Origin of the sequence: Flagellimonas onchidii, assembly GCF_004804315.1 — a bacterium.
Classification (GTDB): Bacteria; Bacteroidota; Bacteroidia; order Flavobacteriales; family Flavobacteriaceae; genus Flagellimonas; species Flagellimonas onchidii.
This window is the reverse complement of record NZ_SRXX01000012.1, coordinates 1-15,384: the sequence shown is the minus strand read 5'-3', so window position 1 is coordinate 15,384 and position 15,384 is coordinate 1. Positions and strand designations below refer to the sequence as shown.

Genomic DNA, 15,384 nt, shown 5'->3' with positions numbered 1-15,384 from the left:
CATGAAATTTTTCAAGGCATTCTACATACACAATACTTTTTTCAGATATATCGCCTTTTTGGCGGCATGCTTTGTTATATCTTATTGGATTCCTCAACTCTATCCCATCGGCTGGTTGCTACTTTTTGTGTTAATCGGTCTTTTTCTATTTGACTTATACATATTGTTCTCTTCATTAGATGGTATCACGGCAAGTAGAACTTTACCACAGAAACTGTCCAATAGTGATTACAATACGCTTTATGTGAGGTTAAAATCCAATTATGCCTTCAAGGCTGGGGTTTCCGTTATTGATGAATTGCCGGTTCAATTTCAAAAAAGGGACTTTATTCACCAAGTACATTTGATAAGGGGGGAAACACATGAATTTGATTATGCGGTAAGACCTGTGGAACGGGGTGAATATGTTTTTGGGAATTTGAACATCTATGTTTCGTCACCGCTGCGAATCATTAAAAGACGATATGTATTCCAAAAGAATCAAATGGTTCCGGTCTACCCTTCGATCATCCAAATGCAACAATATGATTTTTTAGCCATCAATAATCATCTAAACGAGTTAGGACTTAAAAAAATCAGAAGAATTGGACATACCCAAGAATTTGAACAAATAAAGGAATATATCAAAGGTGATGATATACGAACCATAAACTGGAAAGCTACGGCTAAAAAGAATCAGTTGATGGTCAACCAATATCAAGATGAGAAATCGCAACCCATTTATTCCATTATCGATACTGGAAGAGTAATGAAAATGCCATTTAATGGCCTAAAGCTATTGGACTACGCTATCAATGCCACTCTTGCATTTTCAAATGTTGCCCTGAAACGAAACGATAAAACAGGGATGATTACATTTTCCAAAAAGATAGAAACCTTTGTACCTGCAATTCAAAAGATTTCTCACCTAAACACAATTCTTGAAAAGCTATACAACATTACCACAGAATTTACTGATTCTGATTTTGGATTGCTTTATGCCCATATCAAACGTAAGGTCAACCAACGAAGCTTATTATTACTTTACACCAATTTTGAACATATCTCGGCGTTACGGAGGCAACTCCCATTTTTGTTGGCCATTGCCAAAAAGCATGTTCTTGTGGTTATTTTCTTTGAAAACACGGAGTTGGAATCATTGATTGCTACAGATGCCGAGGATTTGCAAACTATTTACCACAAGACCATTGCTGAAAAGTTTTCTTTGGAAAAAAGGCTCATGCAAAAAGAACTCCAACAATACGGCATCCAAACTATCTTGACCAAACCAGAAAGTTTAACTATCAATACCATAAACAAATATTTGGAAATAAAAGCTCGAGGACTAATCTAGCAAGAGCTATCTCCCTGTTTGGATAAAAGAAGACCTGCTACCGTTAAGTAACGGAAGTTCAGTGCTAAGCACCCATGCTTTGTTAGTCTCAGAATTTATTTTAAAATCGTTCCAATTTAAACGTTGGGTGGTAAGACTACCCATCGGCCTCTTTTTATTCCTTTTTTTAGAGAAAACTTCTATGGTCACCCCCACCGTGACCCCTCCAAGTATTGTAGCTAGCAAATCATCGTTATCCCATTGATTACCCTCTTGACCCGAATCAACAGCTTCTTTTCCCGCACCTACCAAGGCACTTCCTAAAACAGCTCCAACGAATGTCCAAGCCCGATTGCCATCTGAAATCTGTTTTGCAACACCAGCTCCGGCCAAACCAAAAAGGCTACCGCCCAAAAAGTGAAGTGCTTTATCTCGCTCAATTTGGCTATAAGTGTTCATGCTGACCATAAGAATCAGCAGGGTTGATACTAGTGTTCTCATACTTTGGGGTAAATGTATAAAAATCAATTCATGACCTGTATTACAGTCGATTAACTGCACTTTTTGCCCGACCAAATTCTTCCACCAAATCCTTCACAATTTGACCTGCAGGTTTTATCTCGTTGATCAATCCGGAAACCTGACCTATTTCAAGTTCTCCTTCTTCCAAATTTCCTTCAAACATGCCTTTTTTTGCCCTACCCCTCCCTAGTAGGCTTTTCAAAACCTCAATAGTAGCTCCATTGGCATATGCTTGTTGCACATTTTGATAAAATTTATTTTTCAACAACCGTACCGGTGCCAATTCTTTTAAAGTCAAATGGGTATCTCCTTCTTTCGCCAAAATAATCTGTTCCTTGAATGTGCTATGTGCCGAGCCTTCATGGCTTGCGGCAAACCTGCTTCCTACCTGAACCCCATCCGCTCCCAGTACCATTGCCGCCAACATAGCCTGTCCTGTGGCAATTCCACCCGCGGCAATCAATGGAATATCAATTTTTTCTTTCACAGAAGGAATCAGGACCATAGTGGTAGTTTCGTCCCTGCCATTGTGCCCTCCTGCTTCAAATCCTTCGGCCACAACAGCATCAACGCCAGCTTCTTGTGCCTTTAAGGCGAACTTGACACTACTGACCACGTGCACCACGGTGATGTCAATCTCTTTTAAAAAAGTTGTCCACGTTTTGGGGTTTCCGGCTGATGTAAAAACAATCTTCACTCCACTTTTGACAACAATATCCATTACCTCATCGATATTGGGATATAACATCGGAATATTGACACCAAAAGGTTTATCAGTGGCCTTTCTGCACTTGTCAATATGTTCTTTAAGAACATTAGGATACATACTACCCGCGCCCAACAATCCCAACCCACCGGCATTAGATACTGCAGATGCCAATCGCCAACCACTTGTCCAAATCATTCCTCCTTGAACAATAGGATATTGTATACCGAAAAGTTGGGTGATTCTATTGTCCGCCATGTTTATGATATAACTCCAGAGCCTATTAATTCGTCTTTAATATACCACGCTACAAACTGTCCTTCGGTAATGGCAGATTGTTTTTCTTTAAAATCCACATAGAGCCCACCGTTGGTTTTGTAAAGAATCGCGGATTGCAAAGGTTGCCTGTATCGGATTCGAGCCATTACTTCCATAGTTTCATCTATTTTTAACGCCAAATCTCTTCGGACCCAGTGTAGTTCATCATTCTTTACAAAAAGTGTATGTCTATGCAAACCTGGGTGCGATTTTCCCTGACCTGTATAGATGATATTTTGTTCTACATCAGTCTCAATCACAAATAGTGGTTCTTTTGTGCCGCCCACATTTAATCCTTTTCTTTGACCAATGGTAAAATAGTGGGCCCCTTGATGTTCTCCCACGACCTTTCCATCCTCTGCGGAGTATTCAGGCTTTTCAGCCTGAAAGGCTAGTTCGGAAACTTTATCTTCAAATTTTGGTGTATCCATAGAAAACTGCGCAGCATCGCTCGGCACTTCAACAATTATACCTTTCTTAGGCTTTAATTTTTGCTGTAAAAATTCGGGTAAATGAACCTTTCCAATAAAACAAAGCCCTTGTGAATCTTTTTTATCAGCTGTGATCAAATCATTTTCCGCAGCAATCTTCCTTACTTCGGGTTTGAGCAATTCCCCTATTGGAAACAAGGTTTTAGCCAATTGTTCTTGTGAAAGTTGACATAGAAAATAGGACTGATCCTTATTGGGGTCCTTGCCCGAAAGAAGTTGATAGGTTTCAGAGCCATCTTCATGAACTAACGTTCCCTTTCTGCAATAGTGTCCTGTAGCTACATAATCAGCACCTAGTTGCAATGCTATCTTGAGGAATACATCAAATTTGATTTCTCTATTACAGAGTACATCGGGATTGGGGGTTCTTCCTCTCTCATATTCATTGAACATATAGTCAACGATACGCTCCTTATATTCAGCACTTAGGTCAACCGTCTGAAATGGGATTCCCAATTTATCAGCCACTATCAATGCATCATTGCTATCTTCCAACCAAGGACATTCTTCGGAAATAGTCACCGTGTCATCATGCCAATTCTTCATGAACAGCCCAATAATATCATAACCTTGCTCCTTTAGCAAGTATGCTGCAACGCTAGAATCAACACCTCCCGAAAGTCCAACAACAACTTTTTTCATGCCCGTAAATAAATATGCAAAAATACAAAACCCTTCGGTTATAATACTATTGGTGGAGGATATCCATAATTCAATAACAAAGCTAAAACGATATGTGTGACATACATTGTTTCTCATAATTGGTTTCAACCAAACAAGTCAATTTCAACATTATTTCTATTTAAAATTTGTTTCATTTTTAAAATTAAATATTAAACATTAATATATTTTAAAATTGTTTTTGTTCAATATGATATATTAAAGAAGAAACACAATTACTTAACAATATTTTCTACAATAGATAACATTTAAAGCATTTTTATTACTATTTTGTCGTTAATCTATCTATATTTTGTTAAATTTTTCACAAAAATTATTAAACAAACGCAATTAAATTTGTTTACTTATATCTTTAAACTATTAAACAAAAATTTAAATCCTAAAAACAATCTCATGAAAGCACTAATTAAATTGACCCAAATTTCTTTGTTAAGCCTGCTGTTGATTTTTACATCATGCTCAAATGATGATGATGGAACCGTTATTCCTCCTGACGAAGGAGATAACCTTGTAGAAACCGCTATAGCCACTGCAGATTTAAGCAGCTTGGTAAGTGCATTACAAAAAGCCGACGAAAGTGCCGATAACGATTTAATTAGTGCTTTAAGCGGAGATGGGCCTTTCACGGTCTTTGCACCTACCAATGCTGCCTTTGCAGATTTACTAGCTCAACTGGATGGTTTTGACTCCTTAGATGATTTTAATTCTCAGGAACTACAAAATCTACTGGCTACAATTTTAACGTATCATGTTATTTCAGGGGTTGGCGCAATGTCAACAGATTTGACCGATGGCCAAACCTTAACTACTCTTCAAGGTAGTACACTTGAAGTTTCTATTGATGGCGGAGTATCTATTCTGGATGCCACTGGTGTTGGTGCGGAGGTTACAACTGCAAATGTCGAAACTTCCAATGGAGTAGTTCACATCATTAACAAGGTGTTGCTTCCACAAGCTATTATCGATGAGTTGTCCGACATTATTCTGGTTCCTATTACAGATTTGGCCATAGGCAATGAAAATCTTCAAAGCCTAGTCGCTGCACTTACCGCTGCCAATGGGGATTTACCTGCTGTTTTAAGAGGTGACGGCCCATTTACCGTTTTGGCTCCCACGGACGAAGCTTTCACAGCTTTCCTTGATGGTGCAGAGCTTGGGGATATTCCTGTAGAAGTTTTGACCAATGTTTTACTAAATCATGTTATCGATGGAGCAGTATACAAGGCTGATTTGGATGGACTAGGTTCAGGATACACCAATACATTGGCAATAGGTGCTGGTGATCAAAATATGAGTATTTTCTTTGATACTTCCGATGGTGTTGAGTTCAACGGAGTATCATCAGTTGCAATGGCAGATGTGAAGGCATTAAACGGAGTTGTGCACGTTGTTGATGCGGTTATAGGATTGCCCAATATTGTAGATCATGCCATTGCCAATCCTAACCTAACTTCTTTAGTTGGAGCACTTACTGAAGGTGGAAATACAACTTTCACCGACCTTCTATCCAACCAAGAAGAAAGCTTTACCGTTTTTGCTCCGGTGAATGATGCTTTTACCGCCTTTATGAATCCTAATTCCAATGATATAAATGACATATTATCCAATCATGTTGTTGTAGGCGCTGCTGCCTTTTCCTCAGGACTTTCAAATTCTTATGTAAACACTGCGGCAGAATTCGATACTGATGAAAATTTAAGCTTATACATAAACATCGATGACGGGGTTAAATTAAACGGAGTAAGTACTGTTGCCATTGCAGATATTGTCGCAACAAATGGGGTAATCCATGCGGTAGACGCAGTTATAGATCTTCCAACGGTTGTCACTTTTGCAGTTGCTGATCCAAATTTCTCAACTTTGGTTCAAGCCTTGACCGAATTAACCCCTAGTACTGATTTTGTATCTGTTTTATCAGCCCAAGATGGAAATGGTGATGATCCATTCACCGTATTCGCACCAACAAATGCCGCTTTCGATGCACTTAGTGCGATTCCAGAAGAGGCGGATTTGATTCCAATATTGCAGCACCACGTAATCGCAGGTGCCAATATTCGCTCAGGGGACCTCACTCCAAACGGTGATACAGTTACTCCTGCCACCTTAGAAGGCGACACTTTCACCATTACCCTACCGGGAACAGATGGAAACATTGCCAACGTTACCGATGGTGCTGGGAATATGGGAATTGGAATAGATGCTGTGGACGTTCAGGCCATAAATGGAGTCATCCATGTTCTTGATGCCGTAATTATTCCAGATACCACAAATTAAATTCCTTAAAGAGGGACGCGTAACGCGTCCCTCTTATACCTATCAACAATTATTTACAACCTTTTAACACTTTTGAAAATGAAAACAACCCTACACTTAAGGAGCTATCTCCTTATGATTCTATTTTCGATGTTTTTGTTCGTATCCTGCGACAAGGATGATGATCAAGAAACTAACCGAACCCAAGAGACCGAAAGCAACATTGTCGAAACCGCTCAAGGCGTTGATGACTTAAGTTCTTTGGTCGCAGCTTTACTCAAAGCAGATGAAAATGATGACTCCGATTTAGTCGGAACACTAAGTGGAAACGGAGCTTTTACCGTTTTTGCACCCACCAACGAAGCTTTTACAGCTTTACTTGAAAGTTTAGATGATTTCAATTCTTTGGATGATTTTGACACCGAGGAAGAAAAAGCCCTGTTGGCAACAATTTTAAAATATCATGTGATAGCCGGCACCGCCGCAGCTTCAACGGACCTTTCTGATGGACAAACCATTGCAACGGTACAAGGAGAGGATGTTGCTATTAATCTTGATGGCGGTGTTTTTATAGGCGATGCTACGGGCATCGATGCAGAGGTAATCCTTCCAGATGTAAATACCTCTAATGGAATTGTGCATGTAATCAATAAAGTACTATTACCGCAAGCCATAATCGATGCCCTTAATGCCCCTGGCACTCTGGTGGATATTGTGGTGCAAACCGAAGCATTATCGTTACTAGAGGCAGCAGTCATTAAAGCAGATCTTGTCGAAACACTAAATGGCGATGGTCCATTCACAGTTTTAGCCCCTACAGATGATGCTTTTGAAGCTTTATTGATGGCGCTTGGCAGTGACTACATGAGTTTGGATGATTTTGATACCGCTGAAGAAATTGAACTTCTTAAAAGCATTTTGCTTTATCATGTGATTCCCGCTCAAGTGCTAGAAGCAGATTTAGCAGCGGGAGAAGTTGGTACTGCCCTTGCCGAAAACGCTATCACAATAATTGATGAAGACGGAACTTTTGTTGTCGGTGATGCCTCCGATACCAACGCTAATATTACGGATACTGACATTATGGCCTCAAATGGGGTGGCACATACCATCGATAAAGTACTATTGCCTCAAGCAGCAATTGACTTTATGTCCTCTTTACAGTTAAAGACCATTGTTGAAATTGCCATTGAGACAGAAGATCTTAGCCTTTTGGTTGGGGCACTGCAGGCAGCCAATGCTGGTCTTGTGGAAACTTTGAGTGGTGAAGGACCGTTTACAGTTTTCGCCCCTACCAACGAAGCTTTTGCAGCTTTATTGGAAGCTTTAGGCGACGATTACAACAATCTTTCTGATTTCGACACTCAAGAAGAAATAGCTCTACTGGTAGACATTCTAACGTATCATGTAGTGTCGGGTACTGCGGCATATTCATCTGATTTATCTGATGAGCAACATATTGAAACCGTTCTTGGCGACAATATAGGTATCAGCTTAAAAGATGGATACGTTCATATTGTTGATGCTTCCGAAGAAAATGCCAAAGTCATCATGCCGAATGTTAAGGCCAGTAATGGAGTCGTCCATGTAATCAACAAAGTGTTGCTTCCGCAATCCGCTATTGACTTTGTAGCTTCTTTACAATTGAAGAACATTGTTGAGATTGCTGTTGAGACAGATGACCTTAGCCTTTTAGTAGGAGCCTTACAAGCTGCTAATGCCGGTCTTGTAGAAACTTTGAGTGGTGAAGGACCGTTTACAGTATTTGCTCCCACCAATGAAGCTTTCATAGCGTTATTGGATGTTTTAGGTGACGATTACAACAGTCTTTCTGATTTTGACACTCAAGAAGAAATAGACCTACTGATAGATATTTTGACCTATCATGTGGTATCAGGTACTGCAGCTTTTTCAACCGATTTATCAGACGGACAACATATTGCCACAGTTCTTGGTGACAACATTGGTATCAGTTTAAAAAATGGATACGTTCATGTGGTTGATGCTTCTGATGAAAATGCCAAGGTTATCATGCCAGATGTTGAGGCCAGTAATGGGGTCGTGCATGTAATCAACAAAGTCTTATTGCCTCAAGAAGTATTGGATATCCTCTACCCTCCTACTCCCAACATTGTTGAATTGGCACAGTCAGTTGACGATTTAAGTCTGCTGGTAGATGCGTTGATTCAAGCTGATGCAGGCTTGGTAGGAGTACTTAGTGGTGATGGACCCTTTACGGTATTTGCACCAACCAATGAAGCCTTTGAAGATTTACTGCATGCTTTGGGTGACGATTATCACAGCTTGGCGGATTTTGATACAGATGAAGAAAAAGCATTGTTGGCCAAAATCTTAACGTATCATGTTGTTTCCGGTGCAGCGGTCGCTTCTGGAGATTTGTATAATCATCAAGAATTGCACACTGTACAAGGTGAATCTCTTTTCGCCATCATAGACCATGGAGTATCCATTAGGGATAAAACCCATGTGGATGCTAAAGTAAAAAATGCAGACAATGATGCAAGTAACGGTATTGTTCACATCATCAACAAAGTGTTGTTACCGCAAGAAGTTTTGGATGAACTACACTAATTTTAACACTTACAACCTTTAAATTTGTAAGTCAAATATTACAAGGGGGCTGCTTTAATTTAAATTAATAGAGCCCCTTTATCTATAGGGGTTTACCGTTTGTCGATGACACATCAAAAGTGGTCTCTTTACCATACAAAAACACCCGCTTTGACAACTATTAATTTTTTCGGCAGCTATAATGTAGCATCTTTGAAGTCCCAAATCTTTCCAAACTATTCCTATCAATGGTGAAAGCTCCCCCAAAATCATGGGGGAGTTTTTATTTGGTAAAAACCGTTTACCGTTTTCCGGCTTTCTTTTGCGCTTCTGCCTGCTCCATCATTTCACGCATCTTCTTTTGGAATTTGTTCTCCTTTTTAGGTTTCTTTTTGTTCTCCTGAATTTGAGCATGGATTTTATCTTCATCCAAAATGTAGTTCTTGATGGCCAACATAATGAAGATGGTAATCAAATTGGATATGAAATAATAAAGACTTAATCCACTTGCATAGTTGTTAAAGAAAATAAGCATAATTAGTGGAGACAAATACATGATGAATTTCATGTTTGGCATACCCGGTTGTTGTTGCATTTGCATGGTCTGCCCAGTGGTTAAGGTCATATAAAAGAAAATTGCAATCGATGCCAAAATAGGAAACAGACTTACATGGTTTCCGTAGAAACTTGAAATTACCGGAATATTTGTGCTCCATTCAAAAATTGAATCGTAAGAAGCCAAGTCACTTGCCCATAAAAATGGTTTTTGCCGTAATTCAAAAGAAGTAGGGAAGAACATGAACAGCGCGTAAAAAATTGGCAACTGCATCAATGCCGGAATACAACCGCTCATGGGACTAACACCTGCCTTATTGTAAAGCTTCATGGTTTCTTGCTGCTTTTTCATGGCATTGTCCTTGAACTTCTCATTAATCTCAGTAATCTCTGGCTTCAAAACTTTCATCTTCGCCTGAGAAAGATATGATTTATAAGTAACCGGTGACAATGCCAATCGTACTAAGATGGTCATTACAATAATTGCAATTCCGTACGGCAAAAATGAGCTCAAAAAGCCATAGAAAGGTGTGAAGATATATCGGTTGATCCATCCAAAAATCCCCCATCCATAAGGTATCGAATCAGCCAAACCAAGTTCCTTGTGTTTATCGAGTACTTTGACATCCGTTGGGCCATAATACCAATACATATTTTGGGATAGCTCCCCTCCTTTTAGTTCTAATGGCACTTTGGACGAATACGCCTTTGTGAACAAGGTTTCCTTACTTTCTTCTTCGACCAAGTTTTTGGACTTGAGTTCGGCACTTGTAAAATTTTGGTCCGTAGCCAAAATCGAACTGAAGAAGTGCTGCCTATACGACAGCCATTTCACATCTTCTTCGGTTTCTTCATCAGATTCACTTGTTTCCGAAAGCTTGCTTATTTTTCCTTCATCATGATTATAAGTTAAACGGGTATACCTGTTTTCATACTTGACACTCTTACCATGACGTATACCTTTAAGGTTCCACTCCAAATCAATCGGGCGACTAGAATTGATAACTCCATTTAATCCTTGGGACCGAACGGTAAAATCTACCAAATAATCATTAGGTTTCATTTCGTATCGAAACTCTAAAAACTGGTTATTGGCCACTTTGGCTTTCATGGAAAGTATCTGGTTATCACCACTTTTGGTCAGGTTTGGTTCAAAGAACAAATCTTTCGTGTTGAGAACCCGGTTATCTGATGTTGAAAAATTAATGCCAAAATCGGCATTATTATCTTTAATCATATATACCGGAATGGAATCGTAGGTCACAAAATCTTTCATTTTGGCCTCAACAATCTGCCCTCCCTTATTATCCACTTTTAAATAAAGTACTTCATTTTCCAATATTGTTGTTCCTTCGATAGCAGTGGTAAAGCCAAAGGCTCCAACCGAGCTTTTATAAGATGCTACAGCGACTGAATCTTGAAGATTTATTGGGGTCGAGTTATTCTGTTCGACCACTTTAGAGGTCTCCGCTTCCTTTGCTTGGGCCTCCGCTTCAATCTTGGCCTGCTCAGCCTTTTGGGCCTCCAATTCTTCTGGTGTGGGCTGATTTTGGTAAAACATAAAAATGAGTATTCCAAAAATCAAAACAAATCCAATAATGGAATTGATATCCAGCTTCTTTTCTTCCATGAAAATTATTTAGTGAAAATCTTTATCTGCGAAAATCTTTATCTGCCTTTTTCGGTGGCAAATATATGTCCAAAACCCCAGTTTATGCCAAACTGGCATTCTTTTGTTGTTGTTTCTGCGCTAAAACTGCTTTGACAAAACCAACAAACAAAGGATGCGGATTGGCGACCGTACTCTTATATTCTGGATGGTACTGTACTCCAACAAACCATGGGTGGGCCGGAATTTCAATTACCTCTACCAATCCTGTTTTAGGGTTGAGACCTGTTGCCAACAATCCAGCTTCTTCCATCTGGGTCTTGTATTCGTTATTGAACTCAAAACGGTGGCGGTGTCGCTCTGCTATTTCCGTGTCCCCATATACTTTATGAACCAAACTACCCTCTTTTAATTGACAATCCCATGCTCCTAAACGCATGGTACCTCCCATATCGGTCACCAACTTTTGTTCCTCCATAAGGTTAATGACAGGGTGTGTGGTTTGTTCATTCATTTCGGTACTGTTAGCGCCTTCCAAGCCCAAAACGTTTCTTGCGAACTCAATGACCGCCATTTGCATCCCCAAACAGATTCCCAAAAAGGGAACATTATTTTCACGTGCATATCGAACAGCCATCACTTTTCCTTCTATTCCACGTTCACCAAAGCCTGGAGCCACTAAAATACCATCCAGCCCCATCAACTTTTCATCAACATTATTTGCTGATAAATGCTCGGAATGAATGGACTTCACTTCAACCTTGACCTCATTGGCGGCACCAGCATGGATAAAAGACTCCAGAATCGATTTGTACGAATCTTGTAGCTCCACATATTTACCAATAAGTCCAATGGTTACATTATGTTTTGGGTTTTTATGTTTGGCAAGGAATTGTTTCCACAAATCCAGGCTTGGCTCAGCTTCATTGGTCAAATCCAGTTTTTCCAATGCAACTTTATCCAATCCTTCTTTTTGCATTAAAATTGGCACATCGTATATCGTGGATGCGTCTATAGATTGAATAACGGCCTCTCGTTTCACATTGCAGAAAAGAGCAAGTTTTTGCTTAATATCATCGGAGATTTCATGTTCTGTTCTGCACACCAAAATATCAGCCTTTATTCCACTTTCCATCAAAGTTTTGACGGAGTGTTGAGTGGGTTTTGTCTTTAACTCTCCAGCTGCGGAAAGAAATGGCACCAAGGTTAAATGAACAACAATGCCGTTATTATCGCCCAATTCCCACAAAAGTTGTCGAACGGCCTCAATGTAGGGTAGCGATTCTATGTCACCCACAGTACCTCCGATTTCGGTTATTACAATATCATAGTCGCCACTCTTACCCAAAATTTGAATCCGTTCTTTGATTTCATTGGTAATATGTGGAACAACTTGTACCGTTTTTCCTAAAAACTCCCCTTTGCGTTCTTTTTCAATAACGCTTTGGTAAATTCTTCCCGTGGTGACATTATTGGCTTGAGAGGTGTTTACATTTAGGAATCGTTCGTAATGACCTAAATCCAAGTCCGTTTCAGCACCATCGTCAGTAACGTAGCATTCCCCATGCTCATAAGGATTCAAAGTCCCCGGATCTACATTTATATAAGGGTCTAATTTCTGTATGGTGGTTCGGTATCCCCTGGCCTGTAGTAGCTTGGCCAAGGATGCGGCAATAATTCCCTTTCCCAAGGATGAAGTAACGCCTCCCGTAACGAAAATGTACTTGGTCTGTGACATATTTGAATTCTCTATTACGGGGTGTAAAGGTACAAATTGCCAAACGAAAATTGGGATTATTCCTTTGGAAATTCTCTTTGGATTTTTCGAATCAAGGGTTCTAGTCCATTTTCCTTGATATCCAACATCGTAGTGAGGTACTCACCCAATTTTCCTTTAGGAAATCCTTTTTGTCTAAACCAAACAAGATACGGCAGAGGAAGATCAACTAAAAATCTATCCTTATATTTTCCAAAGGGCATTCTGTAATGTGCCATTTCCACTAACTTTTCCTTACTAGGTTTCATTTCCATAGATAAAATCTAAAATACTATCTTTCTACGTTTAAAATCAATCCATAAAACAAACATGAAAAAAATAGGGATACTTCTTTCAATAGTTCTATTACTTTTAGCATGTAACTCCAGTACTATAAAAAGCAAAAAACTTCCAAAAATTGCTATAGCCGGTATTGCTATCGAATCAAGCACATTCTCACCTGCCAAGAGCCATATAGAAGCTTTTCACCCTGTAACAGGAGAAAAAATATTGGACGCTTATCCATTTTTCCATCAAGATTCTTTGAACAGAAACAGAGCTGAATGGGTTCCAACATTAAGAGGAAGGTCTCTTCCCGGAGGCATTGTTACCCGGGAAGCCTATGAATCTATGGTGACTAAAACTTTGGATATGCTCAAAAGCAATATGCCCTATGACGGATTGTTTTTTGACATTCATGGAGCTATGAGTGTAGAAGGATTGGATGATCCAGAAGGGGATTTCATTAAACGAATCAGAGAGGTAATTGGCACGGAGACAATTATTTCCACTTCAATGGACCTCCATGGGAATGTATCAAAACGATTGGCAAAACATACAGATTTGATTACCTGCTACCGTATGGCCCCACACGAGGATGCCATAGAATCCAAAAAGAGAGCGGTCACCAATCTGTTGGAAAGAATTGAGAATGGTGCGGGAAAGCCAAAGTACAAAGCGTGGATTCCAGTTCCTATTTTATTACCTGGTGAAAAGACAAGTACGCGCATAGAGCCCGCGAAAAGTCTGTACGCACAAGTTGCCCCTACAACTGAACAGGAAGGAATTGTTGATGCGGCCATTTGGGTCGGTTACCCTTGGGCAGATGAACCCCGAAATCATGCAGTGATCATGGTCACGGGTGATGATGAAAATAATGTAAGTATGGCCGCCGAAAAGTTAGCTGCCCATTTATGGGATGTTCGTAACGACTTTAAATTTGTTGCGCCAAAGCATCTTTGGAAGAAAGCTTGGAAATGGCCTTTTCAAGTAATAAAAAGCCCTTTATCATTAGTGATATGGGGGACAATCCAACGGCAGGAGGAGCTGGAGATGTAACATGGACCCTACAAAAGATTTTAGAAAGACCGGAGTTCAAAACCGAAAATGGACCTTCACTAATTTACGCTTCTATCCCTGGGCCGGATTTCGTTGAAAAAGCGGTTGAAATTGGAGTTGGTGGAAAAATAAGTGCGTTGGCAGGCGCAAAGGTTGATGACAGATATGCGCCTCCCGTGGAACTTTCGGGAACAATTACCGCTATTGTGCATGGGGATAAGCATGCCGAAACGGAAGTGGTAGTCAAAATCGGAAGCATTCATGTCATTGTCACCAAAAAAAGAAAACCTTATCACCGAGAAATAGATTTTACAAGGTTGGGTTTGAATCCTAGAACTTCGGATATCCTAGTAGTTAAAATTGGGTATTTGGTGCCAGAATTGTATGATATGCGTGGAGATTGGATTATGGCACTTACTCCTGGAGGAGTGGATCAAGATTTAGAGCGTTTGGAATATAAAAGAATTCAAAGGCCAATGTTTCCTTTTGACAAGAATATGGAAAATCCTGACCTTTCGGTTCGTCTTATCCCTGCTTCAAACAAATAACTGTGATTCTTATTATTTTTTTGAAAGACATCAACTACCCTAACATACATTTGTAATTGTTTTTATTTTCATCCTTCATGAAATCGTTTATTTTTTCAATTGGTCTTTGTCTAACTACAGTATCCTCGTTAGCCCAAACCAAACAAGATTCTTTAGCAGTAAAACAAGTTGCTTTGGATTACATTGAGTCACAACATAATGTAAAACCGGAGCAATTTGAACGTGCAGCGCATCCAAGAATGGTTAAACGCACTTTTTGGACCGACAAGGAAACACAAAAAGAGTATTTGAGGGAAACCTTCAAAGATGCTATGGTCCTGCTTGCTGAAACCTACAATAGTAAAGGGGATAAATTTCCTTCAAAACCTAAAAAGGAAGTTGTAATACTTGATATGTATGATAAGACAGCCTCTGTCAAACTAATAGCCGATGATTGGATTGATTATATGCACATTATCAAGCTTAATGGAAAATGGAAAATAGTCAATGTCTTATGGCAGTTCAACGATTCATCCCAACAGTAAACTTCTAACTTATTCATCAATTTTAAACAAACACATAAATGACAAACCAAAAATTGACAATTGTTGCCCAAATCCCTTAGATTAGATTCCATATAATAAACCATGTTGGTGATGTTGAAAAGAGGGGGTCCGGGGGAGACTAACAACTTCCTTTTTTGTGGATAACTTTGGTTTTTGATAAAAGGGAACGGGGTGAACTC

At 39.6% G+C, this 15,384-nt stretch carries 12 protein-coding genes; 6 read left to right on the top strand and 6 right to left on the bottom strand.

Annotated elements, in window-relative coordinates:
* Window position 1: 1 nt before the first annotated feature.
* Window positions 2-1,333, top strand: coding sequence for a DUF58 domain-containing protein (locus E4661_RS13085; RefSeq protein WP_136467905.1), 1,332 nt, complete (start codon window positions 2-4; stop codon window positions 1,331-1,333).
* A gap of 6 nt (window positions 1,334-1,339) precedes the next feature.
* On the opposite strand, the gene E4661_RS13080 is transcribed toward E4661_RS13085, so the two are convergent.
* Genes E4661_RS13080 through mnmA form a run of 3 tightly spaced genes read right to left on the bottom strand, consistent with a single transcriptional unit; the run spans window position 1,340 to window position 3,991 of the window.
* Window positions 1,340-1,813 (bottom strand): YfiM family lipoprotein, encoded by a 474-nt coding sequence (locus E4661_RS13080; protein WP_205728962.1) that lies wholly within the window; start codon window positions 1,811-1,813, stop codon window positions 1,340-1,342.
* 40 nt (window positions 1,814-1,853) lie between these two features.
* On the bottom strand, window positions 1,854-2,798 hold the full coding sequence (locus tag E4661_RS13075) for an NAD(P)H-dependent flavin oxidoreductase (RefSeq protein WP_136467904.1): 945 nt from the start codon (window positions 2,796-2,798) through the stop codon (window positions 1,854-1,856).
* Between the two features lie 2 nt (window positions 2,799-2,800).
* Window positions 2,801-3,991 (bottom strand): tRNA 2-thiouridine(34) synthase MnmA, encoded by a 1,191-nt coding sequence (mnmA, locus tag E4661_RS13070; protein ID WP_136467903.1) that lies wholly within the window; start codon window positions 3,989-3,991, stop codon window positions 2,801-2,803.
* A 432-nt stretch (window positions 3,992-4,423) separates the two neighbouring features.
* Between mnmA and E4661_RS13065 the strand changes: the two genes are divergently transcribed.
* Together E4661_RS13065 and E4661_RS13060 are read left to right on the top strand one after the other, a co-directional pair.
* A complete protein-coding gene (locus E4661_RS13065; protein ID WP_136467902.1) occupies window positions 4,424-6,304 on the top strand; it encodes a fasciclin domain-containing protein in 1,881 nt (626 codons plus the stop codon).
* A gap of 78 nt (window positions 6,305-6,382) precedes the next feature.
* Entirely contained in the window at window positions 6,383-8,875 is a 2,493-nt protein-coding gene (locus tag E4661_RS13060) for a fasciclin domain-containing protein (RefSeq protein WP_240751480.1), read from the top strand.
* A 280-nt stretch (window positions 8,876-9,155) separates the two neighbouring features.
* Here E4661_RS13060 and yidC read toward each other — a convergent pair whose 3' ends face one another.
* From yidC to E4661_RS13045, 3 genes are all read right to left on the bottom strand, one after another.
* Window positions 9,156-11,039 carry a membrane protein insertase YidC gene (yidC, locus tag E4661_RS13055; RefSeq protein ID WP_136467901.1) on the bottom strand — a complete coding sequence of 628 codons (1,884 nt, stop codon included), beginning with the start codon at window positions 11,037-11,039 and terminating at the stop codon, window positions 9,156-9,158.
* Window positions 11,040-11,121: 82 nt separating this feature from the next.
* Window positions 11,122-12,756, bottom strand: a complete 1,635-nt coding sequence (locus tag E4661_RS13050) for a CTP synthase (protein WP_136467900.1) — start codon at window positions 12,754-12,756, stop codon at window positions 11,122-11,124.
* Between the two features lie 56 nt (window positions 12,757-12,812).
* Complete coding sequence (locus E4661_RS13045; RefSeq protein WP_136467899.1) at window positions 12,813-13,049, bottom strand: DUF3820 family protein; 237 nt, start codon at window positions 13,047-13,049, stop codon at window positions 12,813-12,815.
* Between the two features lie 55 nt (window positions 13,050-13,104).
* On the opposite strand from E4661_RS13045, the gene E4661_RS19450 reads away from it, so the two are divergent.
* The 3 genes from E4661_RS19450 to E4661_RS13035 all read left to right on the top strand — a co-directional run bounded on the left by E4661_RS19450 (window position 13,105) and on the right by E4661_RS13035 (window position 15,184).
* Window positions 13,105-14,112 carry a M81 family metallopeptidase gene (locus E4661_RS19450; protein ID WP_240751479.1) on the top strand — a complete coding sequence of 336 codons (1,008 nt, stop codon included), beginning with the start codon at window positions 13,105-13,107 and terminating at the stop codon, window positions 14,110-14,112.
* Window positions 14,073-14,660 carry an MlrC C-terminal domain-containing protein gene (locus tag E4661_RS19445; RefSeq protein ID WP_240751478.1) on the top strand — a complete coding sequence of 196 codons (588 nt, stop codon included), beginning with the start codon at window positions 14,073-14,075 and terminating at the stop codon, window positions 14,658-14,660. Before E4661_RS19450 ends, E4661_RS19445 begins: the two co-directional genes overlap by 40 nt.
* 77 nt (window positions 14,661-14,737) lie before the next feature.
* The gene (locus E4661_RS13035; RefSeq protein ID WP_136467898.1) at window positions 14,738-15,184 is read left to right on the top strand and encodes a nuclear transport factor 2 family protein; all 447 of its coding nucleotides are present in this window, start codon (window positions 14,738-14,740) and stop codon (window positions 15,182-15,184) included.
* The last annotated feature ends 200 nt before the right edge of the window (window positions 15,185-15,384 follow it).